This window comes from Rhodococcus sp. C1 (assembly GCF_020809065.1).
GTDB lineage: Bacteria > Actinomycetota > Actinomycetes > Mycobacteriales > Mycobacteriaceae > Rhodococcus_F > Rhodococcus_F qingshengii.
The window spans coordinates 731,075-748,535 of the sequence record NZ_CP078080.1 but is presented as its reverse complement, the minus strand read 5'-3'; the positions used below and the strand labels follow the sequence as shown (position 1 = coordinate 748,535).

At 63.7% G+C, this 17,461-nt stretch carries 19 protein-coding genes; 2 read left to right on the top strand and 17 right to left on the bottom strand.

All coding sequences use genetic code 11. From position 1 onward, the window contains the following. Positions 1-51 precede the first annotated feature (51 nt). The 3 genes from lysS to KTR60_RS03420 are packed head-to-tail and all read right to left on the bottom strand — an operon-like array spanning position 52 to position 2,908. Positions 52-1,563, bottom strand: a complete 1,512-nt coding sequence (gene lysS / locus KTR60_RS03430; RefSeq protein WP_003945834.1) for a lysine--tRNA ligase — start codon at positions 1,561-1,563, stop codon at positions 52-54. Positions 1,564-1,574: 11 nt separating this feature from the next. Beyond that, a complete protein-coding gene (locus KTR60_RS03425; protein ID WP_042451953.1) occupies positions 1,575-2,078 on the bottom strand; it encodes a DUF1772 domain-containing protein in 504 nt (167 codons plus the stop codon). Further along, positions 2,075-2,908 (bottom strand): NAD(P)H-binding protein, encoded by an 834-nt coding sequence (locus KTR60_RS03420; protein ID WP_050656737.1) that lies wholly within the window; start codon positions 2,906-2,908, stop codon positions 2,075-2,077. Before KTR60_RS03420 ends, KTR60_RS03425 begins: the two co-directional genes overlap by 4 nt. Before the next feature lie 80 nt (positions 2,909-2,988). Here KTR60_RS03420 and KTR60_RS03415 point away from each other — a divergent pair, with 80 nt between their 5' ends. Then, positions 2,989-3,948, top strand: coding sequence for an AraC family transcriptional regulator (locus KTR60_RS03415; RefSeq protein WP_228401855.1), 960 nt, complete (start codon positions 2,989-2,991; stop codon positions 3,946-3,948). 21 nt (positions 3,949-3,969) lie between these two features. On the opposite strand, the gene KTR60_RS03410 is transcribed toward KTR60_RS03415, so the two are convergent. The 14 genes from KTR60_RS03410 to KTR60_RS03345 form a co-directional block, all read right to left on the bottom strand. Then, the gene (locus KTR60_RS03410; protein ID WP_003945445.1) at positions 3,970-4,392 is read right to left on the bottom strand and encodes a rhodanese-like domain-containing protein; all 423 of its coding nucleotides are present in this window, start codon (positions 4,390-4,392) and stop codon (positions 3,970-3,972) included. Beyond that, the gene (locus tag KTR60_RS03405; protein ID WP_007726989.1) at positions 4,389-4,907 is read right to left on the bottom strand and encodes a cysteine dioxygenase; all 519 of its coding nucleotides are present in this window, start codon (positions 4,905-4,907) and stop codon (positions 4,389-4,391) included. The genes KTR60_RS03410 and KTR60_RS03405 overlap by 4 nt, the downstream gene beginning before the upstream one ends. Positions 4,908-5,168: 261 nt before the next feature. Next, complete coding sequence (locus KTR60_RS03400) at positions 5,169-5,984, bottom strand: type III pantothenate kinase (protein ID WP_007726991.1); 816 nt, start codon at positions 5,982-5,984, stop codon at positions 5,169-5,171. Between the two features lie 3 nt (positions 5,985-5,987). Continuing rightward, positions 5,988-6,434, bottom strand: coding sequence for an aspartate 1-decarboxylase (gene panD, locus KTR60_RS03395; protein ID WP_003945761.1), 447 nt, complete (start codon positions 6,432-6,434; stop codon positions 5,988-5,990). 27 nt (positions 6,435-6,461) lie between these two features. Next, positions 6,462-7,394, bottom strand: a complete 933-nt coding sequence (panC, locus tag KTR60_RS03390) for a pantoate--beta-alanine ligase (RefSeq protein WP_180279602.1) — start codon at positions 7,392-7,394, stop codon at positions 6,462-6,464. Continuing rightward, complete coding sequence (locus tag KTR60_RS03385; protein ID WP_003945822.1) at positions 7,387-8,328, bottom strand: Rossmann-like and DUF2520 domain-containing protein; 942 nt, start codon at positions 8,326-8,328, stop codon at positions 7,387-7,389. The genes panC and KTR60_RS03385 overlap by 8 nt, the downstream gene beginning before the upstream one ends. Before the next feature lie 110 nt (positions 8,329-8,438). Continuing rightward, the gene (locus KTR60_RS03380) at positions 8,439-9,578 is read right to left on the bottom strand and encodes a DUF6779 domain-containing protein (protein ID WP_228401854.1); all 1,140 of its coding nucleotides are present in this window, start codon (positions 9,576-9,578) and stop codon (positions 8,439-8,441) included. Positions 9,579-9,646: 68 nt separating this feature from the next. Then, entirely contained in the window at positions 9,647-10,114 is a 468-nt protein-coding gene (locus KTR60_RS03375) for a DUF3180 domain-containing protein (RefSeq protein ID WP_153213529.1), read from the bottom strand. A 17-nt stretch (positions 10,115-10,131) separates the two neighbouring features. After that, the gene (gene folK / locus KTR60_RS03370; RefSeq protein ID WP_007727001.1) at positions 10,132-10,635 is read right to left on the bottom strand and encodes a 2-amino-4-hydroxy-6-hydroxymethyldihydropteridine diphosphokinase; all 504 of its coding nucleotides are present in this window, start codon (positions 10,633-10,635) and stop codon (positions 10,132-10,134) included. After that, a complete protein-coding gene (gene folB / locus KTR60_RS03365; RefSeq protein WP_003945780.1) occupies positions 10,632-10,997 on the bottom strand; it encodes a dihydroneopterin aldolase in 366 nt (121 codons plus the stop codon). The genes folK and folB overlap by 4 nt, the downstream gene beginning before the upstream one ends. Position 10,998: 1 nt before the next feature. Beyond that, positions 10,999-11,859 (bottom strand): dihydropteroate synthase, encoded by an 861-nt coding sequence (gene folP / locus KTR60_RS03360; RefSeq protein WP_047269727.1) that lies wholly within the window; start codon positions 11,857-11,859, stop codon positions 10,999-11,001. 5 nt (positions 11,860-11,864) lie between these two features. Next, positions 11,865-12,482, bottom strand: a complete 618-nt coding sequence (folE, locus tag KTR60_RS03355) for a GTP cyclohydrolase I FolE (protein ID WP_019746783.1) — start codon at positions 12,480-12,482, stop codon at positions 11,865-11,867. Positions 12,483-12,541: 59 nt separating this feature from the next. Then, the gene (gene ftsH, locus KTR60_RS03350) at positions 12,542-15,106 is read right to left on the bottom strand and encodes an ATP-dependent zinc metalloprotease FtsH (protein ID WP_058039266.1); all 2,565 of its coding nucleotides are present in this window, start codon (positions 15,104-15,106) and stop codon (positions 12,542-12,544) included. A 267-nt stretch (positions 15,107-15,373) separates the two neighbouring features. After that, positions 15,374-16,021 carry a FadR/GntR family transcriptional regulator gene (locus KTR60_RS03345; RefSeq protein ID WP_228401853.1) on the bottom strand — a complete coding sequence of 216 codons (648 nt, stop codon included), beginning with the start codon at positions 16,019-16,021 and terminating at the stop codon, positions 15,374-15,376. A gap of 99 nt (positions 16,022-16,120) precedes the next feature. Between KTR60_RS03345 and KTR60_RS03340 the strand changes: the two genes are divergently transcribed. Then, positions 16,121-17,461: an SLC13 family permease gene (locus tag KTR60_RS03340; RefSeq protein WP_003945503.1), complete on the top strand. Its 1,341-nt coding sequence runs from the start codon at positions 16,121-16,123 to the stop codon at positions 17,459-17,461.

Sequence of the window (17,461 nt, the reverse complement as noted above, 5' to 3'; positions counted from 1 at the left end):
TGAAAAAGGTTCGGCCGCAACATGTGCGGCCGAACCTTGATCGAAGTAAAGCTAGCGAGCGGACGGACGAACGATCGGGAAGAGGATCGTCTCGCGAATACCGAGACCAGTCAAAGCCATCAGCAGTCGATCGATTCCCATGCCGGTGCCGGTGGTCGGCGGCATGCCCTGTTCCATCGCGGCGAGGAACTCCTCGTCCAGCACCATCGCTTCGTCGTCGCCTGCCGACGCGAGGCGCGCCTGGTCGACAAAGCGCTCACGCTGGATGACCGGGTCGACAAGTTCGGAGTAGCCTGTCGCCAACTCGAATCCGCGGATGTACAGGTCCCACTTCTCGGTGACACCCTTCTTGCTGCGGTGATCACGGGTCAGGGGCGACGTCTCGACCGGGAAGTCACGGACGAACGTCGGCACGTACAGCTGATCGCCGCACTGGTGTTCCCACAGCTCCTCGACGAGCTTGCCGTGGCCGTAGCCCTTGTCCTTGGGAACCTCGAGGCCGACCTTCTCCGCCAGAGCGAGAAGCTCGTCGACCGTTGTATCCGGCGTGACCTCGGTGCCGATGGCAGCCGACAGCGACGGGTACATCTCGAGAACCTGCCACTCGCCACTGACGTCGTACTCGGAACCGTCGGCGAGGGTGAGGACCTGCGTGCCGAATGCTTCCTGCGCAACTTCCTGGACGAGTTCACGAATCATCTTCGCGGAATCGTCGTACGTGCCGTAGGCCTCGTACGTCTCGAGCATCGCGAACTCGGGCGAGTGGGTGGAGTCGACGCCCTCGTTGCGGAAGTTGCGGTTGATCTCGAAGACCTTCTCGATACCGCCGACGACGCAACGCTTGAGGAACAGTTCCGGCGCGATACGCAGGTACAGGTCGATGTCGAGGGCGTTCGAGTGCGTGACGAACGGGCGAGCTGCCGCGCCGCCGTGCAGCGTCTGCAGCATCGGCGTCTCGACCTCGAGGAAGCCGCGGCTCTCGAGTGCATTGCGCAGCGCACGGACAACTGCGACGCGCTTGCGGGCGTTGTCCCGAGCCTCGGGGCGAACGATCAGATCCGCGTAGCGCTGACGCACCCGGGACTCTTCGCTCATTTCCTTGTGAGCAACCGGCAGGGGGCGCAGCGACTTGGACGCGATCTGCCACGCGTCGGCCATCACGCTGAGCTCGCCGCGACGGGAGCTGATGACCTCACCGTGGATGAAGACGAAGTCGCCGAGGTCGACGTCGGACTTCCAGGCAGCCAGTGCCTCTTCGCCGACGCCGGCGAGGCTGATCATGGCCTGCAGCTGGGTACCGTCGCCTTCCTGCAGAGTCGCGAAGCACAACTTGCCGGTGTTGCGCATGAAGATGACGCGGCCGACGACGCCGACCAGCACACCAGTCGCCGTGTCCGGCTCGAGTTCCGGGTACTCCGCGCGGATCTGCGCGAGCGTGTGGGTGCGATCGACCGAAACCGGGTACGCCTCCTGCCCCTGCGCCAGGATCCGTTCACGCTTCTCGCGCCGGATACGGAGCTGCTCGGGGGTGTCGTCGACTGGCTGGGCTTCTACATCACTCACGGGGTACAAGACTACTGGGCCGTGTCCACCGCGTTTGTTGCTGGTAGCACCGCGGCGACCGCGAGCACGATTCCCGACAGGAAGTACAGCGCAACCCTGACGTGATTCCACACCGTCCAACCCGCCTCGTACGACGCCCATGCGGCTGCATCGGTAGCGCTGACCGAGGCAAAAGCGTCGTTGCGGGGGACGTGGTAGATCGCTGTCACCGCGAAGGACGCGAGCACCCCGACGCAACCGACAACGGCAAGGACCCAGCCGTCCGGTCTGGAGATCGCTGCCCAGATTCCGGCGGCGATCGCGGTGAGCGCCGATCCGACGAGTGGCAGCATCAAGGCGCTCCGCGGTGCTTCGACGTTGATCGCCTGCATCGACGTGATCGCGGCGTGTGCATCGACCGACCGCAGAGCGGGCATTACGAAGGCCGAGAACGCGAACAACGCGCCACCGGCAACGAGCGCGCCGAGCGCAGTCACGCCGACGAGCAACTCCAAGAAGATCTCGGATTTCTTCACGACCAGACCCCCGTTCGAGCAGCCTCGGCGGCAAAAGTGGTGAAATCTCGAGCGGGTCGTTCCAGGACCTCTTCGACGACGCCGGTCACACTTTGATTTCGTCCGTCGAGAACCTCGGCAAACAGGTACCTGAGTAACTCCACGACGTCACTCGGGACGCCGACCTCCGCCATGCCGTCGGAAAACTGTTTGAGTCCAATTCTTTCGAATGTCACGAGACGACCCGACGCCGTCGAAATCGCATCCACCGCCGCCGCGAAAGTGAGCAACTCCGGACCTGTCACCTCGAGAACTCGGCCGAGGAGGTCGGTTCGAGTCAATGCGGCCACCGCCACGTCGGCGAGATCGTCGACGTCGATGAACGGCTCCCCCACCTCACCGACCGGAAGTGCCAGGTGGCCTTCCCGAATCGGATCGAGTAGGTACCCCTCACTGAAGTTCTGGGCAAACCAACTGGCCCGCACCACAGCCCATTCCAGACCGCTGTCGGCGAGAACCTGCTCGGCTTTCTGCGCCGCCGGTTCACCGCGCCCGGACAGGAGCACCATGCGACGAACCCCTTCGCGGTACGCAAGCTCCGCGAACTCCTCGATGTGGGTGCTCGATTCCGGAACAGCCAGATCTGGCGCATACGTCACATATGCCACGTCGACGCCGGACACTGCTGGCTGCCACGTCGTCTGATCGTTCCAGTCGAAACGCGCCCCGGATGTTCTCGATGCGATTCGGGTACGGATTCCCACCGCCGTCAGCCTCTGCGCAACGCGCGCACCGGTCTTGCCGGTACCACCGATCACTACTGCCGATTGAATGTCGCTTGTTGTCGTCATGCACTCATTCGACCGCGGAGCGTCAATACGATCCATAGCCGAAGGTCGCAAAAACATACGCCAGCGTCTACGGTCGAAGCATGGATGCATTGTCGATGATGCTGGCCGGATCGCGGGCGGAGGGCGCTTTTCTACTGCGCTCGCTGCTCGATCCACCGTGGTCATTACGTATCGAGGACCACGCACCGATCACCGTGCTGGTTCTGGTTCGAGGCAGCGCGGTCGTCGTCTCCGACACCGGACAGACAGAAGATCTCGAGGCCGGCGACGTTGCACTGTTGCGCGGCCCCGATCCGTATACGGTCGCCGATCACCCGGACACACCAGTCCACGTACTGATCGACGAAGCACAGAATTGCGCTGCGGTCGACGGCACACCACTCGAGGACATGTCGGTTCTCGGCGTTCGCACCTGGGGCAACTCGACCAGTGGTCAGACCGTCATGCTCACGGGCACATACCGTTTGGACTCCTATGTCAGCCGTCAGATCCTCGACAGCCTGACACCCGTCGCGGTAGTGCGACGCAGCATCGAAACCGCGCCGATGACAAACCTTCTGGAACAACAGATCGCCGCCGACGGGCCCGGACAGGAAGTGTTGTTGGACAGGCTCCTCGACCTGGTTCTGATCTCGGCGGTCCGTACCTGGTTCGCGGCGAACCCGGATCGATCACCGCGATGGATCAAGGCCTACGAGGATCCCATCATCGGGCATGCCTTGCGGCTCATACACAATCGGCCGGAACACCCCTGGACGGTCGCGGCTTTGGCCCAGGAGGCCGGCAGCTCGCGAGCGGCCTTCGCGCGCCGGTTCACCAGCCTCATGGGGATCGGACCTGTCGGCTATCTGACCGAGTGGCGACTGTCCGTGGCGGCGGATCTACTCGCAGACCCGGCACGAACGGTGTCGTCGATCGCGCGAGAAGTGGGCTACTCGAGCCCCTTTGCCCTCACAACCGCGTTCACCCGTCATCACGGAATGAGCCCGAAGATGTACCGCCAGACCCGCTGTGCGCCTTTATTAACCGCCCGCGGTTAATAAAGGCGCACAGCAAATACCTCAATGAGCCGAAACCGCCGCCAACTCGCGGGAGCAATGACGAACTCCGCTCAGCGCACCGAGCAGGCCGGCGGCCTTGATCGCCTGGTACCCGCCCACGAGATCGGTGGCCTTGTGCAGACCCAACTGCTGCAACGACGCTGCGGCCAGGCTCGAGGTGTAGCCCTCGGAGCAGACGATCACCCACTCGACGTCGTGGTCGGTGGCCAACGCGAGGTGTGCGCTGCTGGTGGGGTCGAGGCGCCATTCGAGCACGTTCCGCTCGATCGCGAGTGCACCGGGAAGAGTTCCCTCGATGGCGCGCTGCGCCTGCGGGCGAATGTCGACGAAGATCGCGCCGCGGTGGAAGGCTTCGGTGAGCTGGAAGACGTACATACGATCGATCTGTGCGCGAGCGTCGTCGAGCATTTGGTCGATGGTCATTTGGTGCCCCCCTCGGGCAGGTCGGTCAGCTCGGTACGGGTGCGGCGAAGTGTCCGGTGATCCGTCACTTCGTAGAAGGACATTGCCGTCAGCGGCGGCGAGTAGGCGTGAACACTCAGAGTCGGTGCATCAGAGCTGATTTCGATCGGAGCACCGGGAGCATCCGTCGAACGCACGACATCGTGAACCCATCCGAGCGGGAACGAAGCCTGATCGCCGGCATCGAGCTGGCGTTCCACCAGGGCGTCACCGGCCCAACGGAATTCGGTGAGCGAACCACTGAGGACGGTCAAGGCGCCGAACGAGCCTGCGTGGTCGTGCAATTCGGTGTTGCGTTCGGGCACCCAACTGATGAGCCACACATCGACGTCGTCGTCCGCGTGCAAGCGGGTGGACCAACGGTCGAGCGTCGGGAAGGTGTCGGGGATGAGGTGATCGAAACGGCCGTCGAGCACGCCGTTTGCTCCCTCGTCGGTCAGCCGCAGCAGATCGGCCGGGCGAAGGCGGGTGGGCAACGACGCAACACTCGGACGGCGTCCGGACGCCCCACGATTAGCGCTACGACCTGCGGAAACAGCACGATCAGCAGCGAGAGTCGGGGTCAAAACAGAGAGATCTGCAGAATATGTGGATAGCACGAGCTAGCTCCAAGGAATGTGAATTGGTCAAGGCAGCGGTCAGCCTCGACAACACTCCTGAGCACCCATGCAGCGATTCACGAGCACCATTGTGGCATAACTTTTGCAATCGCGAAACCGCTGGAACGAAACCATCGATCAGGCGACGGGTCGTCGACCGGATCCACGACGCGCCTGATTGCGCTCGAAGACCAACCTCAGCCCCTCGAGGGTGAGGTCCCGTTCGAGGTGATCGATGGTGTCGGACTCGGGAATGATCAGCGGTGCGCTGTCCCCGGTCGCGATCACGGAGACGTCGTCACCACCGAACTCCGGTAGTTCGTCGCGGACGCGGTTGACCAATCCGTCGACGAGGCCTGCAAAGCCGAATACCGCACCGGACTGCATGCATTCGACGGTATTCTTGCCGACCACCGAACGCGGGCGCACCAATTCGACCTTGCGCAGCGCAGCGGACTGCGACGCCAAGGCATCGGTCGAGATCTCGAGTCCGGGCGCGATGCAGCCGCCCAGAAACTCACCCTTGGCGGAAACGACGTCGACACAGGTCGACGTACCGAAGTCCACGACAATGCACGGCCCCTCGTAAAGATGGTGAGCGGCAAGGCTGTTGACGATCCGGTCGGCTCCCACCTCTTTGGGGTTGTCCACCAGCAGTGGCACACCGGTGCGAATACCCGGTTCGACCACCACATGGGGAACGTGACCCCAGTACCGCTCGAGCATCACACGGATTTCACGCAAGACGGACGGCACTGTCGACAGCGCCGCAACGCCGGTGATCTGATCGACATGAGAACCCAACAGCCCACGGAAGGTCAACGCCAACTCGTCGGCAGTCATCCGAGGATCGGTTCGCATTCGCCAGTCCTGCAACAGCTTCGAATACTCACCAGTCCCGGAGAACAGACCGAGAACGATGTTGGTGTTCCGGACGTCGACCGTGAGCAGCATGGATTACACCAGGCTGGATTCGCGCGAGGCCTCGAGCGTCGACAGCATGCGTGGGGTGATCAGACCCGAACCCTCCGGCGCGTGAGCCGGGTCGGAACCGAGTTCGATCTGCTTGTTGTCGGCATCGACGAAGACTACGCGCGGGGAGTACTCCTTGACTTCCTGCTCGTTCATCACGCCGTAGGCGATGAGGATGACCAGGTCGCCTGGCTTGACCAGATGCGCTGCCGCACCGTTGATTCCGATGACACCAGTTCCGCGCTCGCCGGCAATGACGTACGTCTCGAGACGCGCACCGTTGTCGATGTCGACGATGCACACCTGTTCGCCTTCGAGGAGGTCTGCGGCGTCCATCAGATCCTGGTCGACGGTGACGGAGCCGACGTAATGCAGGTCGGCGTGAGTCACGGTGGCGCGGTGGATCTTCGACTTCATCATCGTGCGAAACATATCCAGGTCCTTACTCGTGAAAAGTGCTCAGTGAGACAGCAGGTCGTCGATGGCGTCGGCGGATGGGTCGGTGTCACGCTCGAGGAAGCCGGTTCCCACCGCGACACCGACGTTGTCGATCAAACGGGTGGTTCCGAGCTTGGCGGCCACCAACAGTCGACCGTCACCTCGCTCGGGCGCGGGGCCCAGATCGACGCCCCGAACCTCGAGGTAGTCGACCTCGATTTCCGGAACAGCTGCCAGAACAGCGCGTGCGGTTTCCAGGATTGCTTCCGCTCCCCCAGCCGCCGCGTGTGCACCGGCGATCAGAGCGGCGGACAGCGCGACCGCTGCCGCGCGCTGGTTCTCGTCGAGGTAGCGATTGCGAGAGGACAACGCGAGACCGTCGAACTCGCGAACCGTCGGAACTCCGATGATCTGTACATCGAAGTTGAGATCCCACACCATCTGACGGATGAGCGTCAGCTGCTGGTAGTCCTTCTCACCGAAGTACGCGTGATTGGGTACCGCGATCTGCAGCAACTTCGCCACTACCGTCAGCATTCCCGCGAAGTGAGTGGGGCGCGCTCCGCCTTCGAGTTCGCTACCCAACGGGCCCGGCACGATGGTGGTGCGCTGACCACGCGGGTACATCGTCTTGGCGCTCGGCGCGAACACCAATTCGACGCCCTCGGCGCGCAACAGGTCGAGATCCGCATCGAGAGTGCGCGGGTACGCGTCCAGGTCTTCACCGGCACCGAACTGGAGCGGGTTCACGAAGATGGAAACGATCACGACGGCGCCGGTGACCTTGGCCTGACGAACCAGTTCGATGTGGCCGGCATGCAGCGCACCCATCGTCGGAACGAGCGCCACCTGACGCCCGACACCTCGCAGTGCCCGCGAGACGCGCCGAAGCTTGTCCGGATCGTGGTGCACCGTCAGTTCGCCGCGCTTGTATCCGCCCTGCAGATCACTCACGACGGTCACCTCCCGTTTCAGTCAAGATGTCGAACAATTCGGTGGGGGCGCCCACCCGCTGGGCCGATCGCAAGGACATCGCCCGATAGCCGGCAGCGAGCTCCGGATCCAGGTCTGTCAGTACGCGCAAATGTGTGTCGACAGCAGCAGCGTCGCCGCGTGCCACCGGGCCGGTCAACGCCGAGGGACCGCGTCGTAGCGCGTTGTCCAAGGCCGCCGACAGCAGCGGCTGCAGGACTCGCTCGGCCACTCCACCCGGATCGCCGTCGACCAACTGCTGACCGAGCAGCTCGTCACCTTGCAACGACGCTCGCAGGGCCTCGACGGCGTCGACCACGAGCGTGACCAGGTGATTACTGCCGTGAGCCAGTGCGGCGTGGTAGAGCGCGCGGTTCTCCTCGCGCACTCGGACGGGCTCGCCGCCGATCTCGAGGACCAGTGACTGCGCGATCGCGTAACCGATGTCGTCGGCAGCGGTGATTCCGAAGCATGCCGACGACAGCCGTGCGGTGTCCTCGTCGTGACCGGTGAACGTCATCGCCGGATGGATAGCCAGGGGTAGTGCGCCCAGTTCGGTGAGTGGAGTCAGGATCGCGATCCCGTTGGCACCGGACGTATGGGCGACGAGCGTGCCCGGCTTGACGGCATGGGTGGCCGCCAGACCTCGAACAAGATCCGCAAGTTGATCGTCAGGAACGGCGAGAATCAGCAACTCGGAACGAGCTGCGACGTCGGCGGCCGGAAGAATTTCGGTATCGGGAAGCCGCTTCACAGCGCGGGCAACCGAGGCGCTGGAGACGGCGGAGCAAGCGCTGACAACATGACCGGCTCGCTCCAATGCGGCACCGACAGCTGTTCCGACCCTGCCTGCGGAGACAATTCCTACCGTCAATCGCGCAGGTGCAGGTCCATTAGTGATCCCGAAGGAAGTCACCGGATTCCTCTCGTTCGTTCCAGTCCCGCTCGGCGGGTACCAGACGTTCTGCGTCCGAGGATATCCTTCGCCCGAACCGTCATGCCATGGCCGGGCGAGTGATCTGCGACTCAGTCCTCTCGGCGACGGCGTCGACCGGAGCCTTCGGACGGGTTGTTCGAACTCAGGTTTGCCATGATTTCGGCGACGGTCAATCCGTTGGAATGAGCACCACTGGCGGCATCTTCCGGGGCAGCACGGCGACGACGTCGCGGCTCCGCGTCAGGCTCCGCAGCGGATTCGGGTTCAGCTTCCGCGACAGCTTCGGGAACAACCGCGGGAACAACCTCGGGCACCTCTTCGACGACAGCGTCTTCGATGACGGCATCTTCGATGTTCGGGGCCTGGGCGGGAGCCTTGACTTCAGGCTCGACCGGCGCGACCGGCTCCGAATCCTTCTTCACCGGAACGTCTTTCACCGTTCGTGTCGGCGAGGAACTCACCGGAGAACTCGGTGCTTGGTTCCCGCTCTGGGGCTTCTGCGTCTCTTGTGACTTCTGCGTCTCTTGTGACTTCTGCGTCTCTCGAGACTTCTGGGTCGGGATGACGCGCGGCGCCACGAAGCTGCTGTCACGCCACGACGTCTCCGCGAACACGACGGTTGTCTCAGCAGTCACCGGATCGTCGTTGGGCGAAGCCAAGCCGCCGACGTTCGGTGCCGGTTGGCTGGGCCCGCTCTGGCCGGCGCCGGGAACGTACAACCCCGACGGTGCCGGCTGGTACGCGCCGTACGAACTACCGCCAAGTTCCGGCACTCGCGTCGAATCGGTCTTGAGCGCGGTCTGTTCGGGCAGCAGCCCACCTTCGAACAGTGCTTCGAGGTTTCGGCGCAGCGCCACCAATTCGGCGCGCAACCCGGCCAGCTCCTCCGCGTCCGCGGTCACCTCACGTCGCACGCGACCTTCGACGCTCAGTTCGTACTCGCGTCGAGCAGAAATTTCACGTTCGAGCTGCAGTTCGTACACGGTCTGCAGATCGGCAACCTTGGCTTTGTCCAGTGCCGACTCACGCCGATACTTGGTCATGGCGATAGCGCCGAGGGTGGCTGCCCACAGAGCGACGACCAGACCCACCCGAAGAAGCTGAACGCTGTTACTGAAAATCAGAAACAGCGAAGCAATGACAGCAAGTGCCAGAAGAGCAGCAATGATCATCTGGCTCGCGCTGCGCTTGCTTCGGCGCGCAGACTTCGATCGACCAGAATTTGTCATGGTTGCCAGGGTACTTGCCGAGACCGGGGTCGCCACGTACCTCGGTGGGTGATTTGCCGACCAGGCTGTCAGTGCGCAGGCTCGTCAGGTGTATCTTCCGGCGTCTTGCAACAATGTTCGAGCCACAGAGCTGCCGCTACCAGCGCAATTGCGGCGCCCAACCCCACCCACGCGCCCGGCGTGTCGGAGGCTGCAGCCTGCAGAACCGAGCGCTGTGGGATGAGATACACCAGCACTCCGACCCAGACACCGACGGTAGCTGAACCGACCAAAGCGGATGCTTTGGCCAATGCCAGCGCTCGGGCGGCGGTGATCGGATGAAGCTGTCTGAGCCCGTCGCCGACCTGCCGGTTCTTGACGCGTGAACGAATGACAAAAGCGAAGACGGCCTCGGCAACGGCCACGAAGTACAGCGACGCTCCCGCATAAACAGGGATGGGCGGCATCGAACCGTAGAACACGCGAATCAGAATCCAGGTGGCCACGGCCGCCACTGCGGCGAGTACCGCGAGTTCACTGATCCGGGTCGGCTTCAAACCCTTGTCGTTTTCGGTCACCGCGCAAGCACCACATCGGTAATGCGGACACCTTCGCGCTCAGTGCGATCGAGGCCGTCGAGAATTTGTGCCACCGGCAACTTCTGGCCGTCGACGATCAGCGTCGCGTCAGGCTCGACGTCCAGCCAAGGAACGAGAACGAATGCCCGAAGATGCGCGCGCGGATGCGGAAGTGTGAGCACGGGATCGGAACTGACGACGCCTTCGCAGTCGACTACGTCCACGTCCAGGCTCCGTGGCCCCCACCGCTGTTCGCGCACCCGGTCTGCGGCTTCCTCGAGAGCTTGCGAGCGGCGAAGCCATTCAGCGGCATCGGCTTCGGGATCGTCGACCACCACCACCGCGTTGTAGAAATCCTGCTGCTCGACGCCACCCCACGGCGCGGTCGAGTAGACCGGTGAGACAGCAACGACGGCGCTGCCCAACCCGTCGACAACGGACTGCAGGTGAGCCACGCTGTCGCCGATGTTGGAACCGATCGACAGAACAGCGCGCGTCATGCCGATCGGGTCCGATGTGCGACGACGGCGACGTCCGCAAAAACCAGCGGAATCGGTGCCGACGGTTTGTGGACAACAACCTCGACGCTCTCGACTCGCGAATCTTTCATGACGTCGTCGGCGATCTCCGCGGCGACGGTCTCGATGAGATCGCGCGACGGGCCGGCGACTATCGCTGCGGCGGCTTCCGCCAACTCGCCGTAGTGCAGGGTCTGCGTCAGGTCGTCCGACGCCGCGGCGGGAGCCAAGTCCATCCATACGGTGATGTCGATGAAGAAGTCCTGACCGTCACGCTTCTCGTGGTCGAACACTCCGTGATTGCCGCGAACCTTCAGTCCGCGCAATTCGATTCGGTCCCCCATGTCAGGCCCTTTCTCGTCCACGGTTCCAGGCGTCGACCACGGCAATGGCGTCGAGCGAAGCTTGTGCGTCGTGCACCCGAACTCCCCAGGCGCCTTCGCGCGCTGCAAGGGCGGAGACCACGGCCGTCGCAGTCTCGCGGCCACCAGGTGGACGCGGATTGCCGTCGGGATCGCTGAGCAGAGACCCCAGGAACCGCTTTCGGGAAGCGCCGACCAGTACCGGGAATCCGGTCGCGTTGAACTCGGGTAGTGCGCGCAACAGTGCCCAGTTGTGGTCGGCGTTCTTAGCGAACCCGAGGCCGGGGTCGAGGATGATCGACGACGAATCGACCCCTGCCTTCAACGCCAGATCGACCTGCGACAGCAGTTCGTCACGGACGTCGCGGACCACGTCGTCGTAGTGATCGGCGCTGCCACGATGGACGTAGTCACCGGCCGAGCGCCAATGCATGAGGATCCAGGGCACTCCGGCGTCGGCCACAACGGAGGCCATGTCGGGGTCTGCGCGACCACCCGATACGTCGTTGACGATGCCTGCGCCCGCTTCGATCGCGGCGGCGGCAACGGAAGCACGCATCGTGTCGACGCTGACGCGAATTCCGGCTGCCACGAGTTCTTCGATCACCGGGGCAATTCGGTCCGCCTCGAGTTTCGGATCGACACGGGTGGCTCCGGGGCGCGTCGACTCGCCGCCGACGTCGACGATGTCGACGCCGATGCGTTGCAGTTCGAGTCCGCGAGCGATCGCCGCGTCACGATCGAGAAATTGACCACCGTCGGAAAACGAATCGGAGGTGACGTTCAGAATCCCCATCACGACCATCCGGGCCGGATCGCTGCCTGCAACGGGAGCCGCGGACATCTTGCTCACTTACGCAGGATGAGGTCCAGCGCTTCGGACCGTGAGGCCGCGCTGGATTGCAGGAGCCCACGAACCGCAGACGTGGTCGTGCTGGCTCCGGGCTTGCGGATACCGCGCATCGCCATGCACAGATGCTCGGCTTCGATGACGACGATGGCTCCACGCGGGTCGAGCTTGCGCATCAATGCGTCCGCGATCTGACTGGTCAGGCGTTCTTGAACCTGCGGACGCTTGGCGTACAGGTCGACGACGCGCGCAAGCTTCGACAAACCGGTGACCTTGCCCGACTTTCCCGGGATGTAGCCAACGTGAGCAACACCGTGGAAGGACACCAGGTGGTGCTCGCACGTCGAGAACATCGGAATGTCTCGCACGAGCACCAACTCCTGGTGACCCTCGTCGAAAGTCGTGTTCAACGCGTCGTCGGGCTCGGAGTACAAACCCGCGAAGATCTCCTTGTACGAGCGCGCAACCCGGGCCGGCGTATCGAGCAGGCCTGGGCGCTCCGGATCTTCCCCGACCGCGATCAACAATTCCCGTACGGCAGCCTCTGCCCGCGCCTGATCGAACGGGCGGCCCGTTCCGAGCGACACCAGTTCACTGGCCACATCATTCACCGACAACCGAACTCTCCTCGAGAATTGTTCACAGGTCCCCCGCCGCAGAGCCTAGTGGCGCAAGGTCAGCGAGATCCGTCCGGTCCGTCCCAGCGAACGGTGCTCGGTCCCTCGTCCTCAGCCGAATGATGCGGAGGAGGAGTTTGCGGCTGTTCCGGTGCGGGGCTCTGCCACTGGTTTTCACCCGACGGGTTTCCCCGGTTCGGATCGGCGAAGGGTCCACTGTCCGGATACTGCACCGGGTAGTCGGGCTGCGCGGGGTAACGACGGCCGGGGTGCGGCTGCTCCGGGTACGCCTGCTGTCCCGGGTGCGGCTGGCCGTACTGCCCCTGATCGGGCTGGGGCTGACCGTGTTGGGGCTGACCGTACTGGCCCTGCGACTGGTTCGGCGGGGTCGGATTCTGTCCACCGGTGTACCCACCCGACTGCTGTCCGGGGTACGTCGGCGACGGGTTCTCACGCGGAGGCCAACCCGGTGCCGACCATCCGGCGGGCGCTCCGTAGTCGGGTGTCCCCGGTTGCGGAGTCTGCTGCGGAGCACTCGGCTGCGGGTACGAAGGCTGTGCGTAGCCGTTCGAGGGCCCCTGGTTGCCGTTGTTGGGGAGACCACCGTTGTTGGGGACACCGCCGTTGGGGGCACCGCTGTTGGGTGCGCCTGCCTTGACGAGAACAGGTGCGGCAGCGGGCTCCGGCCAGGTTTCGCCGCGCTCGATCGCGAGTTCGCGAGGAGTCTTCACCGGCGGACGATCCGAAGGCGTGCGCCCACCGAAATCGTTGAAAGCCGTGATGCGCGGACGCTTTTCGACGCCGGCAAGGATCTTCTCGAGGTCCTTGCGAGTCAACGTCTCACGCTCGAGCAGTTCGGTAGCGATGAGGTCGAGCGCATCGCGGTACTCGTTGAGGATTGCCCACGCTTCGGTGTGCGCTGCCTCGATGAGGTTGCGCACCTCTTCGTCGATTTCACGGGCGATCTCGTGTGAGTAGTCGGACTGAACGCCCATCGAACGGCCGAGGAACGGATCCCCGCCCTCCTGTCCGTAGCGAACCGCGCCGAGCTTGGCACTCATGCCGTATTCGGTGACCATCGCGCGGGCGATCTTGGTCGCCATGTCGATATCGGACGACGCTCCGGTGGTGGGCTCGTGGAACACCAACTCCTCGGCGGCGCGTCCACCCATTGCCATGACGAGACGAGCGATCATCTCCGAACGCGTCATCAAACCCTTGTCGTCCTCGGGCACGGTCATCGCGTGGCCGCCGGTGCGTCCGCGAGCGAGGATCGTGACCTTGTAGACCGGCTCGATGTCAGGCATTGCCCAAGCAGCCAGCGTGTGACCACCCTCGTGGTACGCCGTGATCTTCTTCTCGTGCTCGCTGATGATGCGACTCTTACGCCGCGGTCCACCGACAACACGATCCACCGATTCCTCGAGCGAGGCTTCGGTGATGACGGTTCCGTTTTCGCGTGCGGTGAGCAGCGCAGCCTCGTTGATGACGTTGGCGAGATCAGCACCCGACATTCCGACGGTCCGCTTGGCGAGACCTTCGAGGTCGGCGTTGGGATCGATCGGCTTGCCCTGCGAGTGCACGCGCAGGATCGCGCGGCGACCGGCGAGGTCGGGGGCGCCGACCGGAATCTGGCGATCGAAGCGTCCCGGACGCAGCAGTGCGGGGTCGAGGATGTCGGGGCGGTTGGTTGCGGCGATCAAGATGATGCCGGTGCGATCGCCGAAGCCGTCCATCTCGACGAGCAACTGGTTGAGTGTCTGCTCGCGCTCGTCGTGTCCGCCGCCCAGTCCTGCGCCGCGCTGACGACCGACGGCGTCGATCTCGTCGACGAAGATGATGCAGGGGCTGTTCTGCTTGGCCTGCTCGAACATGTCGCGAACACGCGAAGCACCGACACCGACGAACATCTCGACGAAGTCCGAGCCGGAGATGGTGAAGAACGGGACGCCGGCTTCGCCTGCGACAGCGCGAGCGAGCAGCGTCTTACCGGTTCCGGGAGGGCCGTACAGCAGCACACCGCGCGGAATCTTGGCGCCGAGCGCCTGGTAGCGAGCCGGGTTCTGCAGGAAGTCCTTGATCTCGTACAGCTCTTCGACAGCCTCGTCCGCACCGGCGACGTCTGCGAACGTGGTTTTCGGCATGTCCTTGGTGAGCTGCTTGGCCTTCGACTTACCGAATCCCATGACTCCGCCGCGACCACCGCCGCCCTGCATCCGGTTCATGACGAAGAAGAAGATGCCGAACAGAATGATCATCGGCAGCACGAACAGAAGGATCGACGTCAGCCAGCTCTCCTGAGTGACCGTCGTGTTGAACTTGTCCGCACCGGCGCCTTCGACCTTGTCGAAGATCTGCTCCGACGCACTCGCGGGGTACTTCGCCAGGATCTGCGTCTTACCGTCGGTGGCGTCGTTGCCGTTCTTGAGCCACAGACGAACCTGCTGCTCACGGTCGTCGATCTGCGCCGACTCAACGTTCTTGGCGTCGAGTTGGGAGATCGCGACCGAGGTGTCGACGGTCTTGAAGTCGCGGGTGTCGTTGCTGAAGTAACTGAAGGCATAGATCACCAACAGCACGACGGCTACGAGTAGCACGTTACGGAACACAGTCTTACGGTTCATACAGGTCGGCCGATGTGGCCGGTCCTTTCGAGAGTGCGGGTCTGCCAGGTCGCCTTCCGGCTGCCAACCGGACACCTGCAGGTTACCGCGATCGGCCCCATCGATGCCCGCCAGCGGCCGTGCCGCTTGGTTGGAACGGTCGTCACTGTGTTCAACGTGCGCATTGCCGATCAGGTTCCCGGGCTACGTCGCAGCACAGTTTCCTGTGAGCGAACATGCTCATAGTGGTTATCGTGCGCTTTTCCGACGCTCGTCCGTCGTTATTCGTCAGGCCGTTTCGGAGAGGATTCCCGCAACAGCGTCAGCGGCGCCCGATTGGTCACCGTCGATGATCCGGTGCGCGAGCTGATCGAGTCGCGCAGACAGTCGCGCCGAGGACTCGGGCACGTCCGCCTGCTTGGCGATGGTGTCGTCGAGATCAGCCAATAAGCCGCCACCGGCCAGGTGCCTGACGCAGCGCCATGTCTCGGCGAAGTTTCTCGCGGTCCCGTCGTCGGTCAACATCGCGACCCGAAGCGCAGCGTTGGGATTCGACGCCGCCGCCCGAGCCAGGCCGGCCATGATCGCCTCCCTGGCGGCAGTCAGTTCGTCGACGGTTCGGTCCTGTAGCCGCACTCCCGAGTCCGCAGAGCGGCCCGCGTCGGGCGTCGGAGCTTCACGAATCACTGCACCGTTACCGTGCTGAATTTCGACTCTGCCCCGAATCTCGAGGGCCACGAGCGCTTGAGCCAGCGACGCGCGACTCACGCCGAGTTCGGCAGCCAGGCTGCGTTCGGGAGGAAGCCGATCGCCGGGCGAAAGGCCTTGAGCCTCGATGAAATTCGAAATGTGCTCGGCCAACTGCTCGTACAGGCGCGGACGCTTCAATCGTCCGGGCAGGCCCGAGCGCGAGCTGGGCGATGACGTCGAATTCATGCCTCGGAGTGTACTTGACAAATGGAGCAGTGGCAGAGAGGCTAGGCCAATTCCAAGTGATGCAGACCACAAGCTGGTCGCGAACGGATTGAGAGTTCGATGGCAAATGTCATAGCCCTGTCAGTACTTGTCCTGGTGTTCGTCATATCCACCGTGAGGTCGGTGAACATGGGTGCGCTCGCCCTGGTGGCTGCCTTCGTCGTCGGAACACTGGTCTTCACCGTCGATACCAGCGAGATCCTCGACGGCTTCCCGGCCAGCCTCTTCGTCATCCTGGTCGGCGTCACCTATCTGTTCGCGCTGGCCAGAAACAACGGCACGGTCGACTGGATCATTCACGCGGCCGTTCGGGCGGTCAGAGGACGAGTGGCTCTCGTGCCGTGGGCGATGTTCGCGGTGTGCGCGGCCGTCACCGCCATGGGCGCGGTCAGTCCCGCTGCCGTCGCCATCATCGCGCCGGTGGCAATGGGCTTCGCCACCCGCTACCGGATCCACCCCATGCTGATGGGCTTCATGGTCGTCCAGGGCGCAACGGCGGGCAGCTTCTCCCCTATCGGAATCTTCGGTGTGATCACCAACGACGTCATGCGTCAGAACGGCCTCCCGTCGAGCCCGGCCTTGCTGTTCGTCTCGACCTTCGCGGCCGCGGCCGTTGTTGCCGCAATCGCGTACGTCTCGTTCGGCGGTCGCGCATTGATTGCACGCGGCGCCTCGGAGCGCGTGCTCGTCAGCGCAGTCGGCAACGCGTCTGGCGGTGGCGACACCATCACCGGTTCGGGTTCCGGCGACAGCTCGAAGGGTGGCGGCAAGTCCTCGGGTGGGACCGCTCCGCACGAGGGAGCACTCAACCTCGAGCGGCGACTCACCCTGCTCGGACTGGCGTCGCTTGCACTCGGCGCCTTGGTGTTCGACCTCGACGTCGGATTCACCGCACTGACCGTCGCGGTACTTCTCACCCTGATCTTCCCTGCCTCCGCCCGCGGCGCCGTCGACAAGATCAGCTGGGGCACCGTGCTCCTCATCGGCGGAATCGTCACGTACGTCGCTCTTCTGCAGAACCAGAACACCGTCCAGTGGCTCGGGGATTCTGTTGCACACGTGGGGATTCCACTTCTCGCAGCCTTCTTGATCTGCCTGATCGGCGCGATCGTGTCGGCGTTTGCATCCACCACGGGAATCCTCGGCGCACTCATCCCTTTGGCAATTCCATTCCTCATGACCGGTCAGGTCAATGCAACCGGTCTGGTCATCGCGCTGGCAATCTCCTCGTCTCTGGTCGATTGCAGTCCGTTCTCGACCAACGGCGCGCTGGTGGTCGCGAACGCCGCTCCGGAAGAACGCGACGTGGTGTTCGGGCTGACGATGCGGTGGGGCATGACCATCATGGTGGTGACGCCGATTCTCGCCTGGCTGCTGTTCGTTGTTCCATGGTCCGTCTGA